A 24,463-nucleotide genomic window follows, 5' to 3' on the forward strand; every position below is an offset into this window, starting at 1 on the left:
CGAGCATGTCGCAACCTACCCGCATCCTGTTGTCGCTAGTCGTCGGCCTTGCCATCGGCGCACTGCTCGCCGCCTATGCGCCCGCCGCCGCCCTTGCCGCGGCGGATGTCGCGCAGCCGATCGGCCAGGCATGGCTCAACGGCCTGCAGATGACGATCGTGCCGCTGGTCGTCGCCCTGCTGATCACCGGGGTTGCCGCGACGACCGAGGCCGCGCAGGCCGGCCGTCTCGCGGGGCGCGCGATTGCGCTCTACAGCGTGCTGATGTTCCTGTCGGCGGTAGCGGCGGCGCTGCTGACGCCGCTGTTCCTCCAGCTGTTTCCGCTGCCGCAGGAATCGGCGGCGAACCTGCGCGCGGCGCTCACCGGTGCCGGGCAGATCGGCCCGATGCCGCCGATGGGCGAATTCCTGGCGGCGATCATTCCGGCCAACATCGTCAAGGCCGCTGCGGACAATGCATTCCTGTCGCTCATCATCTTCGCGCTGATCTTCGCCTTTGCGCTCACCCGCGTCGACGATGCCATGCGCAAGACGATGACCGGCTTCTTCATAGCGCTGCGCGACGTGATGCTGGTGGTGATCGACTGGGTATTGTGGGTCGGCCCGGTAGGCGTGTTCGCGCTCGCCTTTGTCGTAGGCGCCAAGGCGGGCACCGGAGCGTTCGGCGCGCTGTTTCACTATATCCTCATCGTCTCCGCGGTGGGGCTTGCGGTGTCGCTGTTCGCCTATCCCGCCGCGGTGATCGGCGGCCGGCTGCGCTTCCTGCGTTTCGCGCGCGCCGTGCTCCCCAGCCAGGCGGTTGCGATCAGCACCCAGTCTTCGCTCGCGACGTTGCCGGTGATGGTCGAGGGGTCGAGCAAGATCGGCGTGCCGGTGGCCGTCTCGGGCGTCACGCTGCCCCTGGCCGTGGCGATCCTGCGCGCGACCGGACCAGCGATGAATTTCGCGGTCGCGATCTACATCGCCGCATGGTTCGACGTGCCTCTCACGCCGGCAACGCTGGCGCTGGGCACGATCGTGGCAATGCTGACCTCCCTCGGATCGGTCAGCCTGCCGGGGACGGTGAGCTATATCAGCGCGATCGCGCCAGTCGCCTCGACGCTCGGCGCGCCGGTGGCACCCCTGGGCCTGCTCGTCGCGGTCGAGACTCTCCCCGACATCATGCGCACCGTGGGCAACGTGACCTGGGACGTTGCCGCCACCGCCTGGCTCTCGCGACGCACCGGCAAAGTGCCGTTGGACGAGGCGGACGCGATGCTCGCCGAGCGCGAATAGGCGCCCTCACCCATTACTTCAGCAGCACCAGCTCCTCGGCCATGCTGGGGTGGAGCGCGACGGTACGGTCGAAATCGTCCTTGGTGAGCCCGGCCTTGACCGCGATTGCCGCGGCCTGGAGGATCTCGGGCGCGTCGGGGCCGATCATGTGAAGGCCCACCACGCGGCCGGTCACGCCGTCGCAGATCATCTTGTAGAGCGCGCGCTCGTTGCGGCCGGCGAGGACGTTCTTCATCGCGCGGAAATCCGAAGTGTAGACCTTGATCGAGCCGAGCTTGTTGCGCGCCTCGCCCTCGGTCATGCCCACGCCCGCCATCGGCGGGTGGCTGAACACCGCGCTCGGCACGCAGCTGTAATCGACCTGGTGCGGCTTGCCGCCGAACACCGTGTCGGCGAAGGCCTGGCCCTCGCGGATCGCGACGGGGGTGAGCTGGATGCGGTTGGTGACGTCGCCCACGGCGTAGATGCTGTCGACTGCGGTACGGTTGTCGGCATCGACCTGCACTGCGCCCTTGGCATCGAGCGCCACACCCACTTCCTCCAGCCCCAGCCCACTGGAATTGGGCACGCGGCCGGTGGCGAAGATCAGGCAGTCGACGTCCATCGGGTCCTGCCCGGTCAGGTGGACGCGGAGCGTGCCGTCGTCCTGCTTCTCGACCTTCTCGAAGCTCGCGTGGAAGCGAAAGTCGATACCCTTGGTCATCGAGATCTGGAGCAGCCGGTCGCGGATCGACTGGTCATAGCCGCGCAGGATCACGTCGGTGCGGTTGACCAGGGTGACCTTCGAGCCGAACTCGTTGAAGATGCCGGCGAACTCGTTGGCGATATAGCCGCCGCCCGCGATCATCACGCGGCGGGGCAAGGCTTCGAGGTGGAAGACCTCGTTCGAAGTGATGCCGTGCTCGCACCCCGGGGATTCGGGAATGTGAGGGTGGGCGCCGGTGGCGATCAATATGTATTTGGCGGTGATCTTGCGACCGCTGGCGAGCGTGACTTCGTTGGGGCCGCTCACCGTCGCGCGTTCGAGGATGATCTCGGCGCCGGCGTTCTGGAGTCCCTGGGTGTAGAGGCCGTTGAGGCGATCGACGTCGGCGAGGACGTTGTCGCGCAGCGTCGCCCAGTCGAAGCTGCAATCGGGCACGTTCCAGCCGAAGCGGCGCGCGTCCTTGAGGTCCTCGGCGAAATGCGCGCCGTAGACGAGCAGCTTCTTGGGCACGCAGCCGCGGATCACGCAGGTGCCGCCGACGCGATATTCCTCGGCGATCGCCACCCTGGCGCCATAGCCGGCGGAGACGCGCGCGGCGCGCACCCCGCCCGATCCGGCGCCGATGACGAAGAGGTCGTAGTCGAAATCGGCCAAGTCTATTCTCCGAAAGCCCTGCGGATCAGATCGGTGGTGGAAGCATCGAAGTCCAGCCCACCAGTATCCGCGGCCTTGGCCATTTCCTTGCCGAGCTCGACGCCGAACTGGTCGAACGGGTTGATGCCGAGCAGCACCGCATTCACGAAGGTCCGCTGCTCGTAGAAGGCGAGCAGCGCGCCGAGCGTGCGGGGATCGAGCCTGTCGAGCAGTAGAGTCGAGGACGGGCGGTCGCCGGGATAGGCGCGCGCCTTGTCGTCGGCATCGCGTCCGGCCATCAGCGCGGCGCCCTGCGCGAGCATGTTGAGCAGCAGCTGGCGGTGATGCAGATCGACCTGGCCGTCGCCGGCCTCGATCACGCCGACGAACTCGACCGGAACGAGCCGCGTGCCCTGGTGGAGGAGCTGGAACACCGCGTGCTGCGCATCGGTGCCGACGCCGCCCCAGGTGATCGGCGCAGTCGGCCAGTCGACCAGCTGCCCCTCGGCAGTCACGCGCTTGCCGTTCGATTCCATCTCGAGCTGCTGGAGGTAGCTCGGCAGCAGGCGGAGCCGCTCGTCATAAGCGAAGGTAGCGCGGGTCTCGCAGCCGAGCGCCTGGCTGTAATAGAGGTCGGCGAAGGCGGCGAGCACGGGCGCGTTCTGCGCGAGCGGGGCGAGGCGGAAGTGGCGGTCCATCTCGGCGGCGCCTTCGAGCAGCTCCTCGAACGCCTGCCAGCCGAGCGCCAGCGCCGCGGGGAAGCCGATCGACGACCAGAGCGAATAACGGCCGCCGACGGATTCCGCGAACGGCAGCACGCGCGTCTCGTCGACGCCCCATTCGATGGCCTTTTCGGGCGCCGCGGTGAGCGCGACCACGCGGCCATAGGGATCGGCGACGCCGCCCGCGGCCATCCAGGCGAGCGCGCTCTCGGCGTTGAGCATCGTCTCGGTGGTGGTGAAGGTCTTGGACGCGACGGCGATCAGCGTGGTCTGCGGATCGAACCGGTCGAGCGCCTCGTCGAGCGCGGCGCCGTCGACGTTGGAGACGATCGCCACGTCGTAGCGATCGGCGTCGCGGCCCAGCGCGTCGACCAGCACGTCCGGCCCCAGTGCCGAACCGCCGATGCCGATGTGGAGCACGTGGCGCACCGGCCCCAGCGCCTCGGCCTCGATCGCGTCGATCAGCGCGCGCATCCGGGCATGGAAGCCGCGTGCACGCGCCACGCTCTCGGGTGAACCTTCGCCGCGCTCGGCACTGTGCTCGGCGGCGCGGCCCTCGGTGACGTTGATCGCCTCGCCTGCGAACAGCGCGTCGCGCTTGGCAGCGAGCCCCATCGAATCGGCCAGCGCGGCGAAGGCCGACACGGCATCGGCCGTCAGATGCGTCTTGGACCAGTCGAAATGGATTCCCGCGACATCCACCGAGAGCGAAGCGACGCGATCGGCGCCTTCGAAGAGCTGCTTGAGCGGGGTGCGCGGAAGCGCGCGGATCGGGGTCCAGTCGGGCAGGGCCATTGTTGATCTCCGTTACGGGCAGGCGTGTGCGCACAGCCCCTATCGCCCCAAGGGGAAGCCTGCCACCCGGATTCATCGGCTTGACGCCACCTCTCGGCCCAAGCAGAGCAGGCGCCATGGATAACGTGCCCCACGCCGAGCCCGAAAAGCCCGCCGACGCTCCCAAGCCCTATTCGGTAGGAACCAAGGCCGAGAAGCCCAAGTCGGAATGGCGCGACCTCGCCTCCTTCCTGGTCAAGCTCGCGCTGATCGTGTTCGTGGTGCGCAGCTTCATCTTCTCGCCCTTCAGCATCCCGTCGGAATCGATGCTGCCGCGGCTGCTGATCGGCGACTATCTGTTCATCACCAAGTGGAACTACGGCTATTCGAAGCATTCGCTTCCGTTCAGCCTGCCGCTGATCCCCGGCCGCATCTTCCCCGGCACGCCCGATCGCGGCGACGTGGTGGTGTTCAAGGCGCCCCCCAGCGACGATACCGACTGGATCAAGCGCGTGATCGGCCTGCCCGGCGACACGCTGCAGATGGTGAGCGGCCAGTTGGTGCTGAACGGCAAGCCGGTGCCGAAGCAGCAGATCGCCAATTTCACGCTGCCGATGAGCCCCAACTTCACGCGCTGCCAGCCGAACTTCCAGAGCATCGATGCGCAGGGCAACATGGTGTGCAGCATCCCGCGCTTCCGCGAGACGCTGCCGGGCGGCAAGAGCTATGAAGTGCTCGACCAGGGCCTGTTCCCGCGGGACAATACCGGTATCTACACCGTGCCCGCGGGCCATGTGTTCCTGATGGGCGACAACCGCGACAATTCGACCGACAGCCGCTTCAGCCACGCCGAGGGCGGGATCGAGTTCGTGCCGCTGGAGAATCTGGAGGGCAAGGCCGTGGTCACCTTCTGGTCGACCGACGGCAGCGCCAACTGGTTCCTGCCCTGGACCTGGTTCACCGCGGCGCGCTGGAGCCGGCTGGGAGAAGGCTTCTGAGCGCCCGCGATCTGGGGGGCTGGATCACTGACACCTTCGGCCGCGCGCCCGCGGACCTTGCCCCCTATCAACGCGCGCTGACGCATGGCAGCCAGGCTGCCGCCAATTACGAACGGCTGGAATTCCTGGGCGATCGGGTGCTGGGTCTCGCGATCGCCGAATGGCTGTTCGAGCGCTTCGCCGAGGAGCCGGAGGGTGCTCTCTCGCGCCGGCTCAACGCGCTGGTGACCGGGCCGGTGTGCGCGGGCGTGGCGCGCGAAATCGGGCTTGCGGTGCACCTGAAGCTCGGCAAGCAGGCGCGCGAGGACGGCGCGGCGGACAGCGACAATGTGCTGGGCGACGCGATGGAGGCGCTGATCGGCGCCTTCTATCTGGAGTTCGGGCTGGAGGCGGTGCGCGGCTTCATCCGCAAGGCCTGGGCCACGCGGATCGAGGCGCATGCGGTGGCGCCGCGGCACCCCAAGTCCGCACTCCAGGAATGGGCGGCGGCGAACAACCGGCGGCCGCCCGAATATGAAGTGATCGACCGTTCGGGGCCCAACCATGCGCCGCGCTTCACGGTGAAGGTCAGCATCGGCAAGCTCGCCGACGCCACCGCCGAAGGCGCGAACAAGCAGGAAGCCGAAACCGCGGCGGCTGCGGCGCTGCTGGGGAAACTGGCGAAGTAACCCGCCGTGGGGCTCCGCCCTTCGACAGGCTCAGGGCGAACGGGTTCTAGCGGGAAATTGCCGGCCGCGGGAATGCGCCCTTCGATAAGCTCAGGGCGAGCGGTGATGATGCGAGGCCCTCTCTCCGTTCGCGCTGAGCTTGTCGAAGCGCCGCTTCTGCATCAGGCTGAAAGGCCAAACGAAGGTGAGACGGAGGCCGAACCATGAGCTTCTATGCCTATATCCTCCAATGCCGCGATGGCAGCTACTACACCGGGCACACCGAGGACATGGAGGTCCGGCTCGCCCAGCACCAGCGAGGAAGCTTTCCGACCTGCCACACCTACAAGCGACTCCCGGTCGCGCTCAAATGGTGCGATATGTTCGGCACCCGCGACGAGGCACTGGCTGCGGAATGGCGCATCAAGGGTTGGAGTCGCGCCAAAAAAGAGGCACTGATCGCGGGCGATTGGGAACGGCTCTCGATTCTCGCGCGCAATCGCCAAGATCGACACCGCCCTTCGACAAGCTCAGGGCGAACGGATTTGGTGGCGCCGGTGCCAATCCCGAATTCCGTTCGCCCTGAGCTTGTCGAAGGGCGCTCTACCGAACCCAAGGACCTATGACCGAACCCCTTCCCACCCCACACTGCGGCCTGGTTGCCGTGGTCGGCGCGCCCAATGCGGGCAAGTCGACGCTCGTCAATGCGCTCGTCGGCCAGAAAGTCGCGATCGTCAGCCCCAAGGCGCAGACCACGCGCGCGCGGCTGATGGGGATCGCGATCGAGGGCGGCACGCAGCTGCTGCTGGTCGACACGCCCGGCATCTTCACGCCGGAACGCCGGCTCGACCGCGCGATGGTCGCCGCGGCCTGGGAAGGCGCCGAGGGCGCCGATCTGATCGCGCTGGTGGTCGACGGCAAGGGCGGGATCGGCCCCAAGGTCCAGCAGATCATCGAGAGCCTGGCCGGGCGGCCCGAGCCCAAGATCCTGATCCTCAACAAGGTGGACGTGGCGGACAAGCCGCGGCTGCTAAGCCACGCCGCCAAGCTCAACGAGGCGCTGCGCTTCGACGAGACCTATTTCGTCTCGGCGCAGACCGGCGACGGGGTTCCCGAGCTCAAGGCCGCGCTCGCCGCGCGCATGCCCGCGGGGCCGTGGCACTTCCCCGAGGACCAAGTTTCCGATGCGACCGAGCGGATGATCGCCGCCGAAGTGACGCGCGAGCAGCTCTACCTCCAGCTCCACGCCGAGCTGCCTTATGCGAGCGCAGTCGATACCGAGAAATATTCGGAGCGTGCGGACGGCTCTGTCGAGATCCACCAGCAGATACTGGTGGCGCGCGAGACGCAGCGCGCGATCGTGCTGGGCAAGGGCGGCAGCCGGATCAAGGAGATCGGCGCCCGCGCCCGCGCCGAATTGTCCCGGATCATGGGGGTGCCCGTGCACCTGTATCTGCACGTCAAGGTCAATCCCAAATGGGAGGAGGACCGGTCGCTCTACCGCGAGATCGGGCTGGACTGGGTGGACTGAGGGGAAGTGGCCGCTCTCTCTCCGTTCGCCCTGAGCCAAGCTCAGGGCGAACGGAGGTTTGGTTCGAGCCCGAGGCTCTCTAGCTCCCCAGCATTTCCTCCACCCATGCCGGCACGAGCTCGCCCGCCGGGCCCATCCGGCTCTCGCCGAACCACAGGCTGCCTTCGGAAGGGTCGAGATTGAGCTCGAGCGTCGTCGCGCCATGGTAGCGCGCAGTGCGGACGAAGCCTGCGGCCGGATAGACCGCGCCCGAGGTGCCGATCGAGACGAACAGATCCGCCTCGGCCAGCGCCTGCTCGATCGCCTCCATATGGTACGGCATCTCGCCGAAGAACACGATGTCGGGCCGCAGCGCCGGGGTGCCGCAATTGGGGCATTCGGTGGCGGGCGGCAGCGGCGCATCCCAGCGCTCGCGGACGCCGCATGCGGCGCACAGCGCGGACTTCAGCTCGCCGTGCATATGGACGAGCCGCGTCGATCCGGCGCGATCATGCAGATCATCCACATTCTGGGTGACGAGTAGCAGCTGGCCCGGCCATTCGGCGTCGAGCCGCGCGAGCGCGAGGTGTGCCGCGTTGGGCTGGACGGTCGCGAGCTTGGCACGGCGCTCGTCATAGAAGCGGTGGACCAGCTCGGGGTCGCGCGCGAGCGCCCGGGGCGTGCAGACATCCTCGACGCGGTGCCCCTCCCACAGTCCGCCGGGGCCGCGGAAGGTGGCGACGCCGCTCTCGGCCGAGACGCCCGCGCCGGTGAGGATCACGATGTTGCGGATGTCGTGCATGGGGAGAGTTTAGGCGCTGTACCGTTCAGCCGCCAAGGACGGAAAGCGGTCTTTATCCTCCCCCGCCAGGGGGAGGTGGCAGCAGCGTGCTTCCTCCCCCTCCGTCACCTTCGGCGCCACCTCCCCCTGGCGGGGGAGGATTGCGAGAGCCGTCACCGCGGATCTGCTCCGCTGCCTCGCCGCTGCCGCAAATCCCTGCTTGGATGTGCGGGGACAGGAGATCTGCCGATGATCGCCCTCGCGCTGCTCGCCGCTACGGCGTTTCAGGATCATGCCCATGCGTTTCCCGGCGGCGACGAAGCTGGGCAAGCGACGCAGGCGCGCGGCTGCGGCCAACAGGGCGAGGAGATCGTTGTTTGCGGCGACCGGGAGCAATCGGCCTTTCGCGTCCGCCCGCTGCCCGATCGCTATCAGGAAAAGCCGCTGCGGCCCGAGGTTGCGCTGCCCGGCGGCGGCACTGCGAAGGCCGAGGCGGTGCAGCGCGGCGTCGGCGGCGTCAGCGTGCCTTCGGCGATGGTGACGCTCCGGATTCCGCTCGGCACGAAGCGCAAGGACACCGGCCCGGCGCCCGAGGCCAAATAGACGGTTCCGGCGCGGCGCGGCTTGTGCCAGAGCGGGCGCCATGACGAGCATCGGCATCTTCGGAAGCATGGGCCGCATGGGCCAGGCGATCGCGGGCGTGGCGCCCAGCCTCGACGCGCAGGTGGCGGGGGGATGCGACGTGGGGGACGATCCCGCGGTGCTTGCCGGCAAGGCCGATGTGCTGGTCGATTTCTCTGCCCCCGCGGCGCTGGAGGCGCACCTTGCTGCCGCGCGTGGCGCGGGCAAGCCGATCGTGGTCGGCACCACCGGGATCAGCGCCCGGCATCATGCGATGATCGACGAGGCGGCTGCCGAGATCGCCGTGCTCCAGACCGGCAACACCTCGCTCGGCGTGGGGCTGCTCGCGCGGCTGGTGCGCGAGGCTGCCGCGCGGCTCGGCGCCGAATGGGACATCGAGATCGTCGAGATGCATCACCGCAACAAGGCCGATGCGCCCTCGGGCACCGCGCTGATGCTGGGGGATGCGGCTGCGCGCGGCATCGGCACCACGCTCGCCGAAGCCGGGGTCGAGGGTCGCGCCGGGCTCACCGGGCCGCGCGCCGCCGGGACGATCGGCCTCGCCAGCCTGCGCGGCGGATCGGTGGTGGGCGATCATACCGTGGTGTTCGCGACCGAAGGCGAACGGATCGAACTCACCCACCGCGCCGACGACCGTGCGATCTTCGCCCGCGGGGCGGTCCTCGCGGCACTGTGGCTCGCCGGCCAGAAGCCGGGGCGGTACACGATGGACCAGGTGCTCGGCATTTGAGGAAGAACGACGTCGTCGAGTTTTTCGCGCGGCTCGCGGCGGACAATCCGCACCCCGAGACCGAGCTCGAATACAGCAATGCCTTCACGCTGCTGGTCGCGGTGGTGCTTTCGGCGCAGATGACCGACGCGGGGGTGAACAAGGCGACCCGCCGGCTGTTCGCCGAGGCCGACACGCCCGAGAAGATGGTCGCGCTGGGCGAGGAGACGCTGCGCGAGCGGCTGCGGACGATCAATTTCTACAACACCAAGGCGCGCAACGTGATCGCGCTCGCCCAGGCGCTGATCGACGAGCACGGCGGCGAGGTGCCCGCGGATCGCGAGGCACTGGAGAAGCTTCCGGGCGTTGGCCGCAAGACTGCGAACGTCGTCCTCAATTCCGCGTTCGGGCGCGAGACCTTCGCAGTGGACACGCACATCTTCCGCGTCTGCAACCGCACCGGGCTGGCGCGGGGCAAGACGCCGCTGGAAGTGGAGCTGAAGCTGGAGAAGGCCGTGCCCCAGCCCTTCCGGCTCCACGCGCATCACTGGCTGATCCTGCACGGGCGGTATACGTGCAAGGCGCGGACCCCCGAGTGCTGGCGATGCATCGTCGCCGATCTTTGTGCGTTCAAGCCCAAGACCCCGCCGCCCGGCACGCCCAAGCCGCCGCGCGGCGCCCGCTCGGAAGGATGAAGCCATGCGCATGCTGCTAGCCGCTTCCGCCCTGCTCTTCGCCGCCGCGCCCAGCACCGCGATCGAGCAGGACAAGCGCAACCAGGTTCCCGCCGCGACGCCCGCGGGCGAGCCCATCGACTGCCTCCGGCTGCGCGACATCCGCCGGAGCGAGGTGCGCAACGATTCGACGATCGATTTCTACACGATCGGCGGCAAGGTCTATCGCAACACGCTCGACGGATCGTGCCCGCTGCTCGGATCGGAGAAGCGCTTCGCGCACAAGACGAGCGGCGCCGAGCTCTGCTCGATCGACCTCATCACCGTGCTCCAGGAACCGAACCTGTCGCGCGGCGCGAGCTGCGGGCTGGGCAAGTTCCAGCCGGTGACGCTGGCCAAGCAGTAAGCCGGACGCGACAAACGCTCTGGCGCGCGCGCTCCGGCTTTGCTAGGCGCCTGCCTCCAGGCACCCGTAGCTCAGCTGGATAGAGCGCTGCCCTCCGAAGGCAGAGGCCACAGGTTCGAATCCTGTCGGGTGCGCCATGTTTTCAATGGCTTAGGTACCAACGCCGAGCGAAAAATCGTTCTCACCAGATTCTCACTGTGCCGTGACACGAGCGACGATGGACGTCTGCAAGCAGGTTGCGCCGCGAATCGCCCGTTAAGTCCGAAAAGTAGCGCAAGGGCTGAATTCTCTATCGGTCCAGGTTCCTGTCGGCGCTCAATTGCCGCTTGGGTCGCTTCCCGGCTGTAGCACATTCCAATATTCGCGAAGCGCGCGCACCCGCTCCCCCTGGACCTCGAAGATGATCGCTTCGAAATTCCGGTACCCGCCCGGCGGCAAGCTCTCCGCGGTCGTCTCGAACACGGCGGTGTTGCCGGCAATGGTGATATGCGTTGCGGCGCTGCGCAGCCTGTTGCCCGCCTTGCGATGATAGGCAGCCCAGGCGAGCAGCTGCGCCTTCCCGGCTCGTCCTTCGTGGAGCCCCGCGAACGCACCTTGCGGGAAATAGAACTGGAAGTCGTCGGTGGTCATGTCGAGAAAGGGCTGCCAATCGCCCTCCTCCCAGGCCTTGCGGAACAATGTCCAGGCGCGCGTGGCGACGGCGCGGGTCTGCGCGTTCGCGGTCACGTTCCATACGGGGCGTTCGGCCTCGGGCATCGGCGGGAAGCTGCGCGCAGCGGCCGACTGTGCGCTCGCGATTCCGGGCGCGAGAGCCAGCGCGCCGATCGCGATCGCTGCGCGGAATGAGTGCAATTGCCTGACGTTCATGGGCTGCTCCCTAGGTGGACCGACCACATTTAGCCCGGCTGCTTGATCAACGCTTTCATGAGTTTGGTGTCGTTCTGATCAGTTCTGCTAATAAGGCTCCATGGAGCTTCGCCATTTGCGAACCTTTGTCGCGCTTGCCGAGGAGCAGCATTTCGGGCGTGCGGCATCACGGCTCCGCGCGACCCAGTCCGCCGTCAGCCAGCAGCTCAAGCGCCTCGAGGACATCGTCGGAGTCGAACTGATATCGCGCAGCCGTGCTCATGTTGCGCTGACCGCCGCCGGTGAGGCGTTTCTTGAAGAGGCCCGCAGCACGCTCGCCCAGGCCGATCAGGCGGTCGATGCGGCGCGCCGCGCGGCGGCAGGCCAGCTTGGCAGGCTGTCGCTGGCGCTCAGCACGCCGGCGCTTCGCAGCTCTGTCCCTGGCTGGATCCGGCGATTTCATGCCGATCACCGTGATATCGCGCTCGCGGTGCAGGTGCGGGCGAGCGACGAGCAGGAGGACCTGCTGCGATCGGGCGGCATCGATATCGGTTTCACCAGTCTCGCGCCAATCGATCCCGCGCTGGAGGCGATCGAGATCGGAAGAGAGCGGTTCGCGATCGCGCTGCCCGATGATCACCGGCTCGCGACCCGTACCTCCCTCGCGCTCGCCGCGCTTCGCGGGGAGCCGGTGATCATGGTCCGCCGCGCGGCGGGGCCTGCGATCTTCGACGATATCGCCGCGCACTGTCGGAGGGCCGGTTTCGACCTGCGCGTGGCGCAGGAAGTGGTGGCGTTTCCAAGCATCATTGGGCTCGTGAGCGCAGGGATCGGTATCGCCTTCGTACCGCCCTCGCTCGCGTCGCTGGGCAGCGGCATGACTCTCGTGCCGATCGAAGGGGACGCACCCACGCTACTGCTCTATATGACCCACCGGCGCGATCGCCTCTCCCCTCCGGTCCGCCGGATGCTCTCCTTCGTGGCGGATGCCGTCCCGAACGCGGCCGCGGAAGGCACCTCGCGCTAGCCAATCTCAAGGCGGCAATCGTACGCTCCTCTCCCGTCTGACACGTGTCGCCGTGCCGGTCGAATGCCGCCAGATCCTCTGCGCGAACGGGGCTCCAGCGCCGCCTTCTCTGAGGTTGACAATGTACACCGCCAACCCGTAGGTTGACATTGTCAACTCAAATGTCGGGGACCGATACGATGTTCTCAACGCTTGGACGATTCGCGTTTCGCTTCCGATGGTCGGTGCTTCTCGCCTCCGGTTTGTTCCTCGCATTCGCGATCCTTTGGGGAAGCGGCGTGTTCGGCAGGCTGACCACGGGCGGGCTCGCACCCCAGGCCGCCGAAGTCACCAGGGCGAACGATCTGCTGGATTCGCATTTTGGCCATCGTCCCGGCGATCCCGATGTCATCGCGGTCTTCGACGACGAATCCGGCGCGCGCACGCTCGACGATCCGGCTTTCGCGGGTCCCGTCCAGAGGACGCTGGGCGCGCTCCCTGCTGCGCAGGTCATGTCGGTTGTCAGCTATTGGACCCCCGGCCTTACGCCCGAACAACGCGCCAAGCTGGTCAGCCCGGACCGGCACGCGACCTATGCCGTGCTCACCCTGCATGGGGCCGACGAGACCGCGCGAATGCGGGCCTATGGCGAGATCCAGCACCTCATCCGGGCTGACGACGGCATCGCGACCTACCTGGGCGGCGGGCTGACCAGCGTATTCGAGCTCCAGCGGGAGGCGACCGCGAACCTCGCCACGGCACAGGCAATCTCCCTGCCGATCCTGCTGGTGCTTCTCATCCTGTTCTATCGCGGCCTCGTGGCAGCACTGATCCCGGTGACGCTCGGGGTATTCGTGATCGTCGGGTCGCTGGTCGTGCTGCGCCTGCTCACCGGCTTTACCGAAATCTCGATCTTCGCGCTGGAGATCGTCGTGCTGATCGGGCTGGGGCTGGCCGTGGACTATGGGCTATTCATCGTCAGCAGGTTCCGCGAGGAACTCGAGCGCCGCGCCGGCGACCTTGCAGAGGCAGTCGTCGCGACCACGGCCACCGCCGGGCGTACCGTCGCCATTTCGGGCCTGACCGTCATCAGCGGGTTGAGCGCGCTCTTCCTGTTCCCGCAGCCCATTTCCCATTCCTTCGCTTTCGGTGGCATCAGCGTGGTCCTGCTCAACATCGTTGCGGCAGTCGTGGTGCTTCCCGCCCTGCTCGCCGTGCTCGGACGCCGGGTGAATGCCGGGCGGATTCCATTGCCGCGGTTCGGCAACTCCGGCGGCGATCCGGCGAATGGCGGCTGGGCGCGGCTGGCCCGGCTCGTCGGCCGGCGCCCCGCCATCTCGCTGGTGCTTGGCGTCCTCGCGCTGCTGGTCGCTGCGGCGCCGCTTCTGGAACTGCGGCCGGGGCTGACCAACCATCGCTACCTGCCCGCCGACAGCGACAGCCAGATCGTCGCGGGCTATACGGGCGGCGTGTTCCCCAAGCACGGTCCCGCCGGAATGGTGCTCGATGTCGCCGTGCAGGGGACGCTTGATCGGCAGGGCCTGGATTCCTACCTCGCGCGCCTGCGCGGTCTGCCAGGGGCGGCCGGTGCGCGCGTGCACCTGGCCGATCCGGCGCTCACCTGGATCAAGGTCGACTATCGCGGCGAGGCCGACGACCCGGGGCCCTTGCAACTGGTGCGTGACGTCCGTGCGGTGACGCCCCCTGCCGGGACCAGCGTGCTCGTGGGCGGTCATGGCGGTGCCGCGATCAGTCTGGACAACAGCGCGGCCACGCTTGCCGCATTGCCGCTTGCGCTTGGGTTCATCGCCGCCGTGACGCTCATCTTGCTCGCCCTTGCGTTCCGTTCGGTCTGGGTCCCGGTCAAGGCGGTGCTGTGCGCGTTTCTCTCGCTTGCGGCCTCGCTTGGCATCGTCGTCTGGGCCTTTCAGCTCGGTGGGCTTGCCGGCCTGCTCGATTTCCAGGTGGTCGGTACCACCGACCTCTGGACGTTGGGGCTGATCGTCACGATCGCGTTCGGACTGGTCACCGACTATGAGATGTTCCTCGTCAGCCGGATCCGCGAGGCCTATCTGGCGACCGGCGACAACCGGCAGGCCATCGCTATCGGCCTGCAGCAGACCGGCTCCATCATCACGCGCGCCGCTGTCCTGATGATTGTCGTGCTCGCGACCATGGGGATCACCGCAGGGTCGCTTTTCCTCATCACCTTCGGCATCGGCATGACGCTTTCGGTGGTGATCGACGCTACGCTCGTGCGGTCGATCATCGTCCCCGCGGCGATGCAGCTGCTCGGGACGGCGAACTGGTGGGCGCCCCGTCCCCTGGCCTGGCTCAGCGATCGGCTCGGCCTCAGCGAAGGGGATGGCGAGGGCGAAGCGGCGCGCGATGCCATTGCCGTCTGACTCTCGATGCTTGCGCAAGAGCGCTCGCTGGTGACTGCCGTTGGGGCGGCCCGATGCCGAATTTCGGCAGGGCCGCCGAGCTGGTGCGCGGCCCTGGCCGTGTCCAGCGCGGTTGACATTGGGTGCCATAGCGAATCTCAGACAAGCATGGAGACGACACGCGATACCATCCTGGCTGCCGCCGCCGAGCTTCTGGACCGGTCGGGACCGGGGGGCGTGACCTTGCGCGGCGTTGCGCAGATCGCCGGCCTGTCGCACAATGCGCCCTACAAGCACTTCCTGGACAAGGAAGCGCTGCTTGCCGGTGTTGCGGCGCGGGAATTGCGAGCAAGAACCACGGCGATGACTGGGACCATCGGAGCTTCGAGCGATCCGCTGATGGCTTTGCGCGAACTGGCATATGACCACATTCGCTGGGGTCTGCGGTATCCCAACCGCTTTCGGCTGATCTTTGGGCGATGGGAACGTCACGACGATGACTTGGCGGAGGCCGCCAGCGAAACCTTGCATCTGTTTATCGAAGCCGTAGCGGCGGTTCGCACAGCCGGGAAAATAAGGCCGGGCGACAATGAGCGCACGGCGGCCTTGCTCATGTCGCTCATCCATGGCGCGATGGACATGACTCTGGGCGAGCACCTGTCGGCGGAAGGGAAAGGTCGCTCGGATCCACAGGGATTGATCGATGACCTGATCGAGATGCTTCAGGTGTGACCTTTGGCCGCGATCCCGGCCGCAGCGATCTCCGCCTTGAGCGCCCTAGGTCAGACAGCGACAGATACCGCTCGTCTGCCGGCCGCGAGAACCATTCGGACGAGACGCGGCCGACATCGACCTTGTAGCCACCATTGGCTTCGCGTCGCGCATCGAGAACTGAAACCTGGGTCATGGGACCAATCTCCATGACGGGCGCCTGAGACCTTTTCTCCAGCCCTCAACCCGTCACGGAAAAATCCCTCCGCACTTTCACTCTCAGGGGGCGTTGCGGGGTCTCCCCGCAGAGGGGGTCGGCCAAGACCGTGGGCGGCAGCAGGGGAAAGCTTTCCCATAACCGAGGTGGATATGGCAAGCGGCGGCGGGCCGATACTCCTACCTATTGCAAACGATCCGTTGAAGATAAATCAATTGATTTGCCGCTTATTGTGAAGCGGTATCCCGTCCATCTTCAGGGTGCGGCGCCAACATCGATCGCATGATGATCGGCGAACATCGCCATGGCAGCGCGCACGTCGCGCAAACACTGAAGAAGGAATATTCGATGACTGAGCTGACTGGAAACGCGCACTTGTGACCGGAGCGTCACGCGGGATTGGTGCGGCTATCGCAGTTGCGCTGGCGGAAAAAGGCGCAGACGTTGCCATCACCTACGCGCATTCCGCCGATCGTGCGGCAAAGGTGGTGGAATTGATAAAGAGCAAGGGCCGTGCCGCCGTTGCAATTCAGGCCGATAGCGCAGATCCGATTGCAATTGAGCGCTCGGTGGACGAGGCAGTGAAAGTCCTCGGGGGGCTTGATATCCTCGTCAACAACGCCGCGATCGCTACCTACAAGGACGTCGCGGACTTCACTGTCGACGAGATCGACGCGCTCTTTGCGGTCAATGCGCGGTCTCCGATCCTGGCATCTCAGGCGGCCATGCCCCACCTCACTGCCGGGGGCCGGATTATCACGATCGGGTCCGCCGGCGCCGAGCGAATTGTAGGGCCGTCGACGGTTTACTCGATGACGAAATCCGCCCTCCAATCATTTACGCGAGGTTTGGCGCGGGAACTGGGTCCTCGTGATATCACCGTCAATCTGGTGCAGCCTGGTTCAACGAATACGGAAATGAACCCGGCCGAAGGCGAGTTCGGTGATTTTCAGCGGGCGTTGATCCCACTGGGGCGGTATGGCGAGCCGGAGGACGTGGCAGCTGCGGTCGCATTTCTCGCGTCGAATGCCGCGCGCCAGATTACGGGCACCATCCTGACGGTTGATGGAGGTACGCTCACCTAAGACCTAGCGCTTTACAGGGAGGGGCTGCGATCGTTCTATCGCGAAACGGGTGAGATCCCGACGCTCGCAGCCCCCTCGGTCAAATCTCCTGTGGTTCGGCCAAAGGCTGATGCCAAGGTATGATCAAGGGCACCCTAAGAGCTGTGGGCTAACAGAACCCGCGCACGTGCCCCTAAGGGGCACCTCGCTCCGCCCCAGTAGCATCGGACCATTCGGCGCATGTTTGGAAGGAGGCAATGGAGGTGGCCCATCATTTTTTCTGAGACAATCATCAGGGCAATGGATTGGGGAGGTGGACGCGCTGGAGCGTCCTGTTGACGTGGATGAAGAAAAGCTTCGAACTATATTTATAAATGAGAGAGGCAAACTTTAGCGATTCTGCGCTGGCTTATTTGAGGCTTCCGGCGAACCGTGCGCTGATGCGCTCTCGACGAAAATGCTCCGTGTAGAAGTCGATGAATGCTCTAGTTTTGAGCGGTTGTAAGGCGCGACCTGAGTAGTAGAGCGATATTGATCCCGCATCCGCATACCATTTGGGGAGAATGCGTATCAGCGCGCCGCTCTCCAAATGCGGAAGCGCGTCCGGCATAGCGACCATTGCGATACCAAGCCCCGCAAGGGCCGCTTGGATCATCGGGGCGGAATCGCTCATAACGATTGTCTCCTTCAACAGCGCGCGCTCCTCATCACCGTGAGCATTCCGCATCATCCATTGTCGGATACGACCCGATGTCGAGAAGCGCATGAGAATCCCATCGTATTCAGCGAGATCGGCCGGGCTCGTCGGTAGAGCTTTTCTGCCGAAATAGTTTGGCGCGCAGACAGCGACGACGTGAACGGGCGCCAGTGCCTTGGCAACAATTCCGGGATTTAGATCAAAGCCGCCGCCGATCGCGACGTCGAAGCCTTCCGCAACCAAGTCGACTTGGCGGCTATCGAAATGCCAATCGGGCCGGATGCCCGGATACCTGCTGAGAAATTCTGGCAGCGCGGGAAGGACGTAGCCCATGGCGAAGGAGAGGCTCATGCTCACTTTCAGGACGCCGACTGGCTCGCCCTTGATCTGCGAGGCGCCGTCGATTGCGCTCTGGAGATCGGCAAGGCTGTCGCCGATGCTCTGCAAGAAGGCTTCACCCTCTTCCGTCAGGGCCAACTTGCGTGTCGAGCGATGGAATAGCCGCACGCCCAGGTTTCGTTCGAGCATGCCGACGTTCCGGCTGACTGCCGCCGGCGTGAGGGAGAGTCGGCGAGCCGCGCCCGAGAAGCTGTTTGCCTCCGCGCTACGGACAAACGCTTCCAGGTTGGCGAGTGTCTCCATGTGAATCAACCTTCAAGCGAGAATTGAAACTCAAACAATCCATCTACGGCTATTGATGTGCCTATGCAGGGTCCATTCTCTGGTCAACGGAACCACGTGATTGAAGGACTGGCTCATGACGGTTGGTATTATCGGCGCAGGCAACATCGGCGGTGCGTTCGCGAAGGCGTTAGGCAAGGCAGGCATTGAGGCCGTCATCGCGAACAGCCGCGGACCTGACAGCATTGCGGAGCTCGTCTCCACGTTCGGAGGGTCAATTCGGGCTGGAACGGTCAAGGAAGCGGCAGCACAGGACATCGTCCTGGTGGCTGTCCAGTGGTCGAAAATTCCCGGCGCGCTTGCGGGTCTGGATTTCGGCGGCAAGGTCGTGATCGATGCCAATAACCCCATTGAGGCGCCGCTCTATCGCCCGGTGGACCTGGGTGGCCGCATCTCGTCGGATGTATTCGCGGACATCGTGCCCGGTGCGCGGGTCGTGAAGGCGTTCAACCATCTCACCCCGGCCCAATTGTCGGGCGATCCCCAATCGGAAGGCGGCAAGCGCGTCCTCTTTTATTCGGGTGACGATCAGCGGGCCAAGGCTGAAGTGGCCACCATCATCGACAGGATCGGCTTTTTCGGCATCGATCTCGGCTCGCTTTCAATTGGCGGTCAACTCGTACAATTTCCCGGTGGGCCCCTGCCGGCGCTGAACCTCGTCAAGTTCGGCTGACTCGTCTTCTGACCAAGACCTTCCTCAAGAATGCGCAGTAGCTCGATCTGCGCAATTTGCGTTGCGCACTTGCCGCTGCCGAAACCGGCAGCTTTCGCCAGGCTGCTGCCGCGCTTGATCTCCCGCAATCGTCGGTCAGCAGGCGCGCAGATGGGCGACGGCGGCGCGGATCAGGGCGCTTCCTGGGTTTGAGAGATCGGAGTTGACTCCGCTGAGGGGGACAGATGCTGGCGATGCCCCGTTTCAGCGGCCTCTGTGATCGCCTCGAGCACCCGGTGACGATCGAGCGCGACCGCGAAGTCCGGCGCATCTGCGGTTCCGTCGCGGAGGTCGGCGGCGAGCTGGGCATAGAGGCGGGCGACACCCGCCGCGGGCGCGTCGAGTTGCAGGTCGGGAGCCGCATATGCGGGTGGGACCTGTAGCTGCTGGACAGGCTCGCTGCCGCTGCGCAACGTGATGGTCATGTCGCCGAAGTGGATGTAGCCCGACGCCGTCTCGACCCGCAGACTGCCTTCGGTGCCTTGGATCTCCCACACTAGGCCGGCGGACTGCCCGGCACTGTAGTGCAGCGAAGTGACGATCCCGCCTTCGAGAACGCCAGCGACGATGATCTCGTCCGGCGCGTCCTTCGGGAGGGACGTGCCATCCGAGAGACGGACGCCGTCGCCGCGCTGATTGGCGACGATGGCGGACAGGCTCTCGAATGCGCCGAGTACGTGCGCGAGCGGTTGGAGCGCGTGGCCGAGCATGATGCTTTGAAGCGTGGCGCCATTCTCTGCGCGAGCCATGTATTCGAACGGCGGGTCATATCGGCCGACCCACATGCCTTCGTTCAGATGTGCTCGGATGCTCGTGCTGAGCGGCATGCCGATCACGCCCTGCCGGACGAGGTCGTGAAGGTAGCGGATCGGCGGGTGCAGGCCGCCCTGCAACCCAATGACCGTGCGCAGCCGCCGTTCGCGGGCAAGCCTCTCCAGCGCTTCGGCTTCCGACAGGTTTCGCGCGAGCGGCCATTCACAATAGACCATCTTGCCCGCGGCGAGCGCGTCGGAAACGATCTGCTCGTGCTCCGGCACCTTAACCGCAACCACCACCAGGTCGACCTCCGGCCGCAGGACCAGCGCCTGATGTGTGTCAAAGGCGAGGTCGGCGCCCAGTCGGCTGGCGGTCGCGGTTGCGCTCTCCATACGAGTCGTGCTGACGGCGCGGATCTGGAACGCATCGAGCGCCCGCAGCGCCGGGACGTGAGCAATTCCGCCCCAGCCTCGATCGGCACTGGCGCCGACGATGCCGACGCCGATCCGGGTGTTTGCTGAATTGGTCATGTAGGCGCGCTCCTGTCTGGTGCAGCCCGGGCAATGCTCGCCGTGTTGCTTCACCATGGTTTCGTTTCCGGACAAATGCTTGGGCGCATAGCGACTGACCAAGCATTGCCGTTCACGTTGCGGCTGCATGGGTTTGAGCCCAAGTGACGCAAGCGCAGGGAGTTAAACGTGAGTCCAATGGGCCTCGAGTTCGCGCGCGACATCGGCCGGACGCTCTATCATCGGCCAATGCGAGGCGCGCAACTTCACGACGGCGCGTGCGTGTGTGGCATTGCCAAGCTCGTCGGCGAAGCGGTGCGGCAGAAACGGATCGTCCAGGCCCCAGATCACCAGCGCTGGCGCGGTTATGCTGCTCAACCCCGGTTTCCACTCCGCCCCGACCTCGATTGCGGAACGATAAAGGGCGAGGATGCTTGCCCGCATGGTGGCATCCATATGCCGAACCGCTTCATCCGCCGCATCTTTCGGCATCTGCGCCTCGACGAGGTTGGCCGCAAATTCCTCAAGGGCGAGGTCCTGCATCCATTGCTCGCCCTCGCCTGGCGTCTGCCAAATCTTGGCGAGATAGTGCCACGGATATTCCGGATCGATCGGCCCGCTGATGCCGGTCCAGGTCCGCACCAGATCCGGTCGGGTCGACGTGAGGCGACCTGTCAGCAGGCATCCCCAGTCATGACCGACCAGATCTACGGGTTCGCCGATCTCAGCGATCCGGTTGATCAGCCAGTCGAGATACTCTTCCTTTGTTGACCTGAAGTCCGACGGCAACGGATTGCCAAAGCCGGGGAGATCGACCGTGATGATGTCGTTGCGCTCAAGATGAGAGCGGACGGTGTCCCAGAGCCGGTGGGTGTCGGGTACGCCGTGGACGAGGACTGCAGGCATGTCGCGATCTCCTGAGGATTGTTATCCAGGAGAATAGGGAGGTGGAGGCGTTGCGGAAGCCGGCGTTGGAGAAACCCGGCGTTGCCGTTAGCGGAACCCTCGCCGTCGTGCGCAATGTGCGAACGCTGGCGACATAGATCACATATCTTGCTCCGCCGTCCGGTTCAGCAGCCAGCCCGGATACTCTAACGGAAGGCGGCTGGTTGCGCCCAGGCGGCGCATGTCGTCCGAATCGAGTTCGACCTCCGCTGCCTGTAGATTCTCGTGCAACTGCTCGACGCGCTTTGCGCCTATGATGACGGTGGACACCACGGGCTGTTTCAGCAGCCATGCTATAGCGATCTGCGCGGGCCGGCGCCCATGCTTGATCGCGACTTCCTTCAACACGCCGATCAGCGGTTCTCCACGGACGCGATCGATCGGTGGAAAGTCGAGCTCGGTCTGCCGCGCCCCTTCAAGATTGCCACCGTCGGCATATTTGCCGCTGAGATAGCCACCGGCAAGCGGGCTCCAGACCATCATGCCGACCTGTTCGGCGGTGAGCAGCGGCACGATCTCCCGCTCCACGTCCCGGCCGACGAGCGTGTAATAGGCCTGCAGCGAGGTGATCGGCGCCAGGTTACGCGCCCGCGCGATGCCGACCGCCTTCATGATCTGCCAGGCGGCCCAGTTCGAAAGCCCGATGTATCGAACGTCACCGGCGCGGACGAGCGTGTCGAGCGCCTCCAGCGTCTCCTCGATCGGAGTCGAGGGGTCAAAGGCGTGAACCTGGTAGAGGTCGATATGGTCGAGCGCTAGCCGGCGCAGGCTGGCATGGCATTCGCTCAGGATGTGGCGACGCGACGCGCCGCCCCGGTTCGGCCCGTCACCAATCGACGAGGCCACCTTCGTTGCCACGATCACGTCGTCCCGGGCGACGCCAATGTTTCTCAGCGAGCGGCCGAGAATCTCTTCGCTCCGGCCGTGCGCGTAGACATTCGCCGTGTCGAACAGGTTCACGCCCGCGTCGAGCGCAGCGCCGACCAGCGCATCGGCATCCTCCTGTCCCAATTTGCCGACCTGTCCCCACAGGCCGTCCGTGCCGCCGAAGGTCATCGCGCCAAAGCAAAGTTCGGACACGAACAATCCACTGCTGCCAAGTTTGCGCAAGCGCATGACATGTCTCCCTCGATCAGATCGACTGCCGCTCGCCCGACTGCGCCGCACGCTCGACGGCAGCGACGAGGCGGCTGTTATGGAGCGCGTGGTCGAAGCCGGGCGTGTGGTAAGTACCTGCCACCAGATCGCGCGCGAGCGAGGCATAGACCTCGCCGACATTGATCGCCGCGCCGGCCCAGAAGGCGGCCGCGGTAGGGCCGACGCCGGTTGCGATCGGCGCGTCGGGAGCGGCAAAATCGACGGAGGCCGTCAGGCGGAGATCGCCGACCTGCACGCCTGCGAGGTGGTCGCCGGTCAGCGTCAGGCGTCCTTCCGTGCCGCGGATGTCCAAGCGGAACCGCGCTTCGTCGGCGGGCACGCCGGCCAGCACCTGAACCGATACCGGTGTGCCGGTCGCCGTCGCAGCGATCAGGTCCAGATGGTCCGGGATCTCGCGAGTGGAAATTTCGCCGGTGTCGACCACCTCGATCTGCGGCCAGTGCAAAGCGGTGCGCGCATCCACCTGCGTGATGTCGCCAAGCACGGTTTCGATCACGTCGAGGACGTGGCCGACGGTGATCGTCATGAAGCTGGCGCCGGACGCGGCCTTGTTGAAATAGTCGTAGTTGCTCGTCACTTGCGGCCCATAGCCGAACGTCGTCGCATCGACGCGCGCCGACAACAGGCGGCCGAGCTTGCCCGAAGCGACCAGTTCGGCTGCGCGGCGGACGGCGGGATTGTGCCGGCCTTGCAACCCGATCGCGGTGTGAAGAGATCTGCCCGCTGCCGCCATCGCCTCGGTTTCTGCGAGCGTCGCGCCCAGGGGAGACTCTGCGTAGACCGCCTTGCCCGCGGCCAGCGCAGCCATCACCAGATCATGGTGCGCCGGCACCTTCACAGCGACGGTGACGACGTCAATCCCCTCGTCCTCGATGAGCTTGAAAGGGTCGGCATACCAGCGTTCGGCGCCGAACGCCTCGGCGGCCGCCCTGGCGCTTTCCTCGCGACGTGTGGCAACGCCAGCGAGGACCAGCGAAGGTTGCGCTGCGAGGGCGGGAATATGGGATGCGCCCGCCCAGCTTGCCTGCGTGTCCGCGCCGATAATGCCGACACGAAACTTACCGTTCGTCATGATGATGCTCCAGCTGTAGGCGCACGATGTCGCGCCGTTGCCGGACATTTAGGTGACGGGAATAATCAATCTAAATCGATATCCAGTATGCATCATCATCCACCGCATGGATGATAACTTTGCTTGCGCCGGCTTAGTAATATTGCTGCCGGAGATCCGCACAGACCTGCTCCGACCTCTGCCAAATTCGGGGAAAAGCACCGGACAGGCAGGCGCGGAACCAACGCTGGGCGGGGTGTTGATCGTTCCGGCGGTGCCAGTTAAGGACGAAAGGCACGGGGTTCAGGCGCAGCGGGAAGTCGCTGACATTCAGCTGCTCCGCGCAGCCCGACCGCTGTACGACACTTTCAAGAACCGTAGCGACCATGTCGGAGGCGGCGACCAGTGCGGGCGCGCTCGCCATATGCTGTATGGTCAGCGCCACCCGACGCTTCAAACCCTTGCTGGCGAGCGCCGCGTCGGCCACGTCCAGCCCTTCGTTCTCCGGCGAGACGAGGATGTGCGGGAGCGACAGGAAACGTTCGAGGTCGAGTGCCCGGTTCGCGGCGGGATGGTCCCTCCGCAGGATGCAGACGAACCGTTCCTGAAACAGGGGGGCGGACAAGATGCGCCCACGATCGACGGGCGGCAGGCCGATCGCCACGTCGACTTCGCCGGCATCGAGCATCCGCGTTGCCTCGTCCCGCGTAGCGTAGTCGCGGACGCGGAGGTCGATAAGCGGCGCGCGGGCCGCGAGGATCTGCAACAGCGGCGGCAACACGACGCTTTCGGCATGGCCCGACAAGGCGAGCGAGAAAGTCATCGACGCAGCGCTCGGTTCGAACGTCTGCGTGAAGACCAGCGTGTGCTGGATATCGCGCAACGCGCGCGAAATCGGTTCCGCCAGCTCGAGCGCACGCGGCGTAGGCTGCAGGCCTTTGGGTCCCCGGACGAACAGTTCGTCCCGGAGCAGATCGCGCAGGCGGCCCAACGCCGCGCTCATCGCCGGCTGGGTGCGGCCAATTCGCAGGCCGGCGCGGGTGACGTTTCGTTCTGCGATCAAGGCGTCAAATGCCACCAGCAAGTTCAGGTCGATGCCATGCAAGTCCATCATGCGACCCTATCTTCGCTGAAGCCTACTTCGGCAAGCGACCGCCGCACCGCGCGCGGTCTTCTCCAGAGTGCAAACCACGCCTGGGAGTCTGATGGCGGTACATCTACGTGGGCGCCGCTCGGGGATAGCAAAGCCG

Annotated in this window: 25 protein-coding genes and 1 tRNA gene; 16 read left to right on the forward strand and 10 right to left on the reverse strand. The window is 65.7% G+C overall.

Annotated elements, in window-relative coordinates:
- Positions 1-5 precede the first annotated feature (5 nt).
- On the forward strand, positions 6-1,274 hold the full coding sequence (locus tag ACMGDH_RS00940; RefSeq protein WP_436826046.1) for a dicarboxylate/amino acid:cation symporter: 1,269 nt from the start codon (positions 6-8) through the stop codon (positions 1,272-1,274).
- Between the two features lie 13 nt (positions 1,275-1,287).
- Here ACMGDH_RS00940 and gorA read toward each other — a convergent pair whose 3' ends face one another.
- Both gorA and pgi read right to left on the reverse strand, forming a co-directional pair.
- A complete protein-coding gene (gene gorA, locus ACMGDH_RS00945; protein ID WP_436826047.1) occupies positions 1,288-2,634 on the reverse strand; it encodes a glutathione-disulfide reductase in 1,347 nt (448 codons plus the stop codon).
- Between the two features lie 2 nt (positions 2,635-2,636).
- Positions 2,637-4,130: a glucose-6-phosphate isomerase gene (gene pgi, locus ACMGDH_RS00950; RefSeq protein ID WP_436826048.1), complete on the reverse strand. Its 1,494-nt coding sequence runs from the start codon at positions 4,128-4,130 to the stop codon at positions 2,637-2,639.
- A gap of 116 nt (positions 4,131-4,246) precedes the next feature.
- On the opposite strand from pgi, the gene lepB reads away from it, so the two are divergent.
- The 4 genes from lepB to era all read left to right on the forward strand — a co-directional run bounded on the left by lepB (position 4,247) and on the right by era (position 7,285).
- Positions 4,247-5,107: a signal peptidase I gene (lepB, locus tag ACMGDH_RS00955; RefSeq protein WP_436826049.1), complete on the forward strand. Its 861-nt coding sequence runs from the start codon at positions 4,247-4,249 to the stop codon at positions 5,105-5,107.
- Positions 5,104-5,775, forward strand: coding sequence for a ribonuclease III (gene rnc, locus ACMGDH_RS00960; RefSeq protein ID WP_436827196.1), 672 nt, complete (start codon positions 5,104-5,106; stop codon positions 5,773-5,775). The genes lepB and rnc overlap by 4 nt, the downstream gene beginning before the upstream one ends.
- 203 nt (positions 5,776-5,978) lie before the next feature.
- Positions 5,979-6,380, forward strand: coding sequence for a GIY-YIG nuclease family protein (locus ACMGDH_RS00965; protein WP_436826050.1), 402 nt, complete (start codon positions 5,979-5,981; stop codon positions 6,378-6,380).
- A complete protein-coding gene (era, locus tag ACMGDH_RS00970) occupies positions 6,377-7,285 on the forward strand; it encodes a GTPase Era (protein ID WP_436826051.1) in 909 nt (302 codons plus the stop codon). The genes ACMGDH_RS00965 and era overlap by 4 nt, the downstream gene beginning before the upstream one ends.
- Positions 7,286-7,364: 79 nt before the next feature.
- On the opposite strand, the gene ACMGDH_RS00975 is transcribed toward era, so the two are convergent.
- The gene (locus ACMGDH_RS00975; RefSeq protein ID WP_436826052.1) at positions 7,365-8,066 is read right to left on the reverse strand and encodes an NAD-dependent deacylase; all 702 of its coding nucleotides are present in this window, start codon (positions 8,064-8,066) and stop codon (positions 7,365-7,367) included.
- A 228-nt stretch (positions 8,067-8,294) separates the two neighbouring features.
- Between ACMGDH_RS00975 and ACMGDH_RS00980 the strand changes: the two genes are divergently transcribed.
- From ACMGDH_RS00980 to ACMGDH_RS01000, 5 genes are all read left to right on the forward strand, one after another.
- Positions 8,295-8,648, forward strand: coding sequence for a hypothetical protein (locus tag ACMGDH_RS00980; RefSeq protein ID WP_436826053.1), 354 nt, complete (start codon positions 8,295-8,297; stop codon positions 8,646-8,648).
- Positions 8,649-8,688: 40 nt separating this feature from the next.
- Entirely contained in the window at positions 8,689-9,417 is a 729-nt protein-coding gene (gene dapB / locus ACMGDH_RS00985) for a 4-hydroxy-tetrahydrodipicolinate reductase (RefSeq protein ID WP_436826054.1), read from the forward strand.
- Positions 9,414-10,091, forward strand: a complete 678-nt coding sequence (gene nth / locus ACMGDH_RS00990; RefSeq protein WP_436826055.1) for an endonuclease III — start codon at positions 9,414-9,416, stop codon at positions 10,089-10,091. Before dapB ends, nth begins: the two co-directional genes overlap by 4 nt.
- A 4-nt stretch (positions 10,092-10,095) precedes the next feature.
- Positions 10,096-10,476 (forward strand): hypothetical protein, encoded by a 381-nt coding sequence (locus ACMGDH_RS00995; RefSeq protein ID WP_436826056.1) that lies wholly within the window; start codon positions 10,096-10,098, stop codon positions 10,474-10,476.
- Positions 10,477-10,536: 60 nt separating this feature from the next.
- Positions 10,537-10,613 (forward strand) — tRNA-Arg (locus ACMGDH_RS01000).
- 178 nt (positions 10,614-10,791) lie between these two features.
- On the opposite strand, the gene ACMGDH_RS01005 is transcribed toward ACMGDH_RS01000, so the two are convergent.
- A complete protein-coding gene (locus tag ACMGDH_RS01005; protein ID WP_436826057.1) occupies positions 10,792-11,343 on the reverse strand; it encodes a nuclear transport factor 2 family protein in 552 nt (183 codons plus the stop codon).
- A 115-nt stretch (positions 11,344-11,458) separates the two neighbouring features.
- Between ACMGDH_RS01005 and ACMGDH_RS01010 the strand changes: the two genes are divergently transcribed.
- The 4 genes from ACMGDH_RS01010 to ACMGDH_RS01025 all read left to right on the forward strand — a co-directional run bounded on the left by ACMGDH_RS01010 (position 11,459) and on the right by ACMGDH_RS01025 (position 16,725).
- Positions 11,459-12,349: a LysR family transcriptional regulator gene (locus ACMGDH_RS01010; protein ID WP_436826058.1), complete on the forward strand. Its 891-nt coding sequence runs from the start codon at positions 11,459-11,461 to the stop codon at positions 12,347-12,349.
- 161 nt (positions 12,350-12,510) lie between these two features.
- Positions 12,511-14,733 (forward strand): MMPL family transporter, encoded by a 2,223-nt coding sequence (locus tag ACMGDH_RS01015; RefSeq protein WP_436826059.1) that lies wholly within the window; start codon positions 12,511-12,513, stop codon positions 14,731-14,733.
- Positions 14,734-14,880: 147 nt separating this feature from the next.
- Positions 14,881-15,444, forward strand: coding sequence for a TetR/AcrR family transcriptional regulator (locus ACMGDH_RS01020; RefSeq protein ID WP_436826060.1), 564 nt, complete (start codon positions 14,881-14,883; stop codon positions 15,442-15,444).
- 573 nt (positions 15,445-16,017) lie between these two features.
- Positions 16,018-16,725: an SDR family NAD(P)-dependent oxidoreductase gene (locus ACMGDH_RS01025; RefSeq protein WP_436826061.1), complete on the forward strand. Its 708-nt coding sequence runs from the start codon at positions 16,018-16,020 to the stop codon at positions 16,723-16,725.
- 388 nt (positions 16,726-17,113) lie between these two features.
- Here ACMGDH_RS01025 and ACMGDH_RS01030 read toward each other — a convergent pair whose 3' ends face one another.
- On the reverse strand, positions 17,114-18,043 hold the full coding sequence (locus ACMGDH_RS01030; protein ID WP_436826062.1) for a LysR family transcriptional regulator: 930 nt from the start codon (positions 18,041-18,043) through the stop codon (positions 17,114-17,116).
- Positions 18,044-18,143: 100 nt separating this feature from the next.
- On the opposite strand from ACMGDH_RS01030, the gene ACMGDH_RS01035 reads away from it, so the two are divergent.
- Positions 18,144-18,755, forward strand: coding sequence for an NADPH-dependent F420 reductase (locus tag ACMGDH_RS01035; protein ID WP_436826063.1), 612 nt, complete (start codon positions 18,144-18,146; stop codon positions 18,753-18,755).
- A gap of 56 nt (positions 18,756-18,811) precedes the next feature.
- Complete coding sequence (locus ACMGDH_RS01040) at positions 18,812-18,961, forward strand: helix-turn-helix domain-containing protein (protein WP_436826064.1); 150 nt, start codon at positions 18,812-18,814, stop codon at positions 18,959-18,961.
- Here ACMGDH_RS01040 and ACMGDH_RS01045 read toward each other — a convergent pair.
- The 5 genes from ACMGDH_RS01045 to ACMGDH_RS01065 all read right to left on the reverse strand — a co-directional run bounded on the left by ACMGDH_RS01045 (position 18,926) and on the right by ACMGDH_RS01065 (position 24,327).
- A complete protein-coding gene (locus ACMGDH_RS01045) occupies positions 18,926-20,209 on the reverse strand; it encodes a Gfo/Idh/MocA family protein (RefSeq protein WP_436826065.1) in 1,284 nt (427 codons plus the stop codon). The two genes, ACMGDH_RS01040 and ACMGDH_RS01045, sit on opposite strands and share 36 nt — an antisense overlap.
- A 33-nt stretch (positions 20,210-20,242) precedes the next feature.
- On the reverse strand, positions 20,243-20,965 hold the full coding sequence (locus tag ACMGDH_RS01050; RefSeq protein WP_436826066.1) for an alpha/beta fold hydrolase: 723 nt from the start codon (positions 20,963-20,965) through the stop codon (positions 20,243-20,245).
- 138 nt (positions 20,966-21,103) lie between these two features.
- On the reverse strand, positions 21,104-22,120 hold the full coding sequence (locus ACMGDH_RS01055) for an aldo/keto reductase (protein WP_436826067.1): 1,017 nt from the start codon (positions 22,118-22,120) through the stop codon (positions 21,104-21,106).
- Between the two features lie 16 nt (positions 22,121-22,136).
- Positions 22,137-23,234 (reverse strand): Gfo/Idh/MocA family protein, encoded by a 1,098-nt coding sequence (locus ACMGDH_RS01060; protein ID WP_436826068.1) that lies wholly within the window; start codon positions 23,232-23,234, stop codon positions 22,137-22,139.
- Between the two features lie 133 nt (positions 23,235-23,367).
- Positions 23,368-24,327 carry a LysR family transcriptional regulator gene (locus ACMGDH_RS01065; RefSeq protein WP_436826069.1) on the reverse strand — a complete coding sequence of 320 codons (960 nt, stop codon included), beginning with the start codon at positions 24,325-24,327 and terminating at the stop codon, positions 23,368-23,370.
- Positions 24,328-24,463 lie beyond the last annotated feature (136 nt).

Origin of the sequence: Sphingomonas radicis (assembly GCF_051400635.1) — a bacterium.
Taxonomy (GTDB): Bacteria; Pseudomonadota; Alphaproteobacteria; order Sphingomonadales; family Sphingomonadaceae; genus Sphingomonas.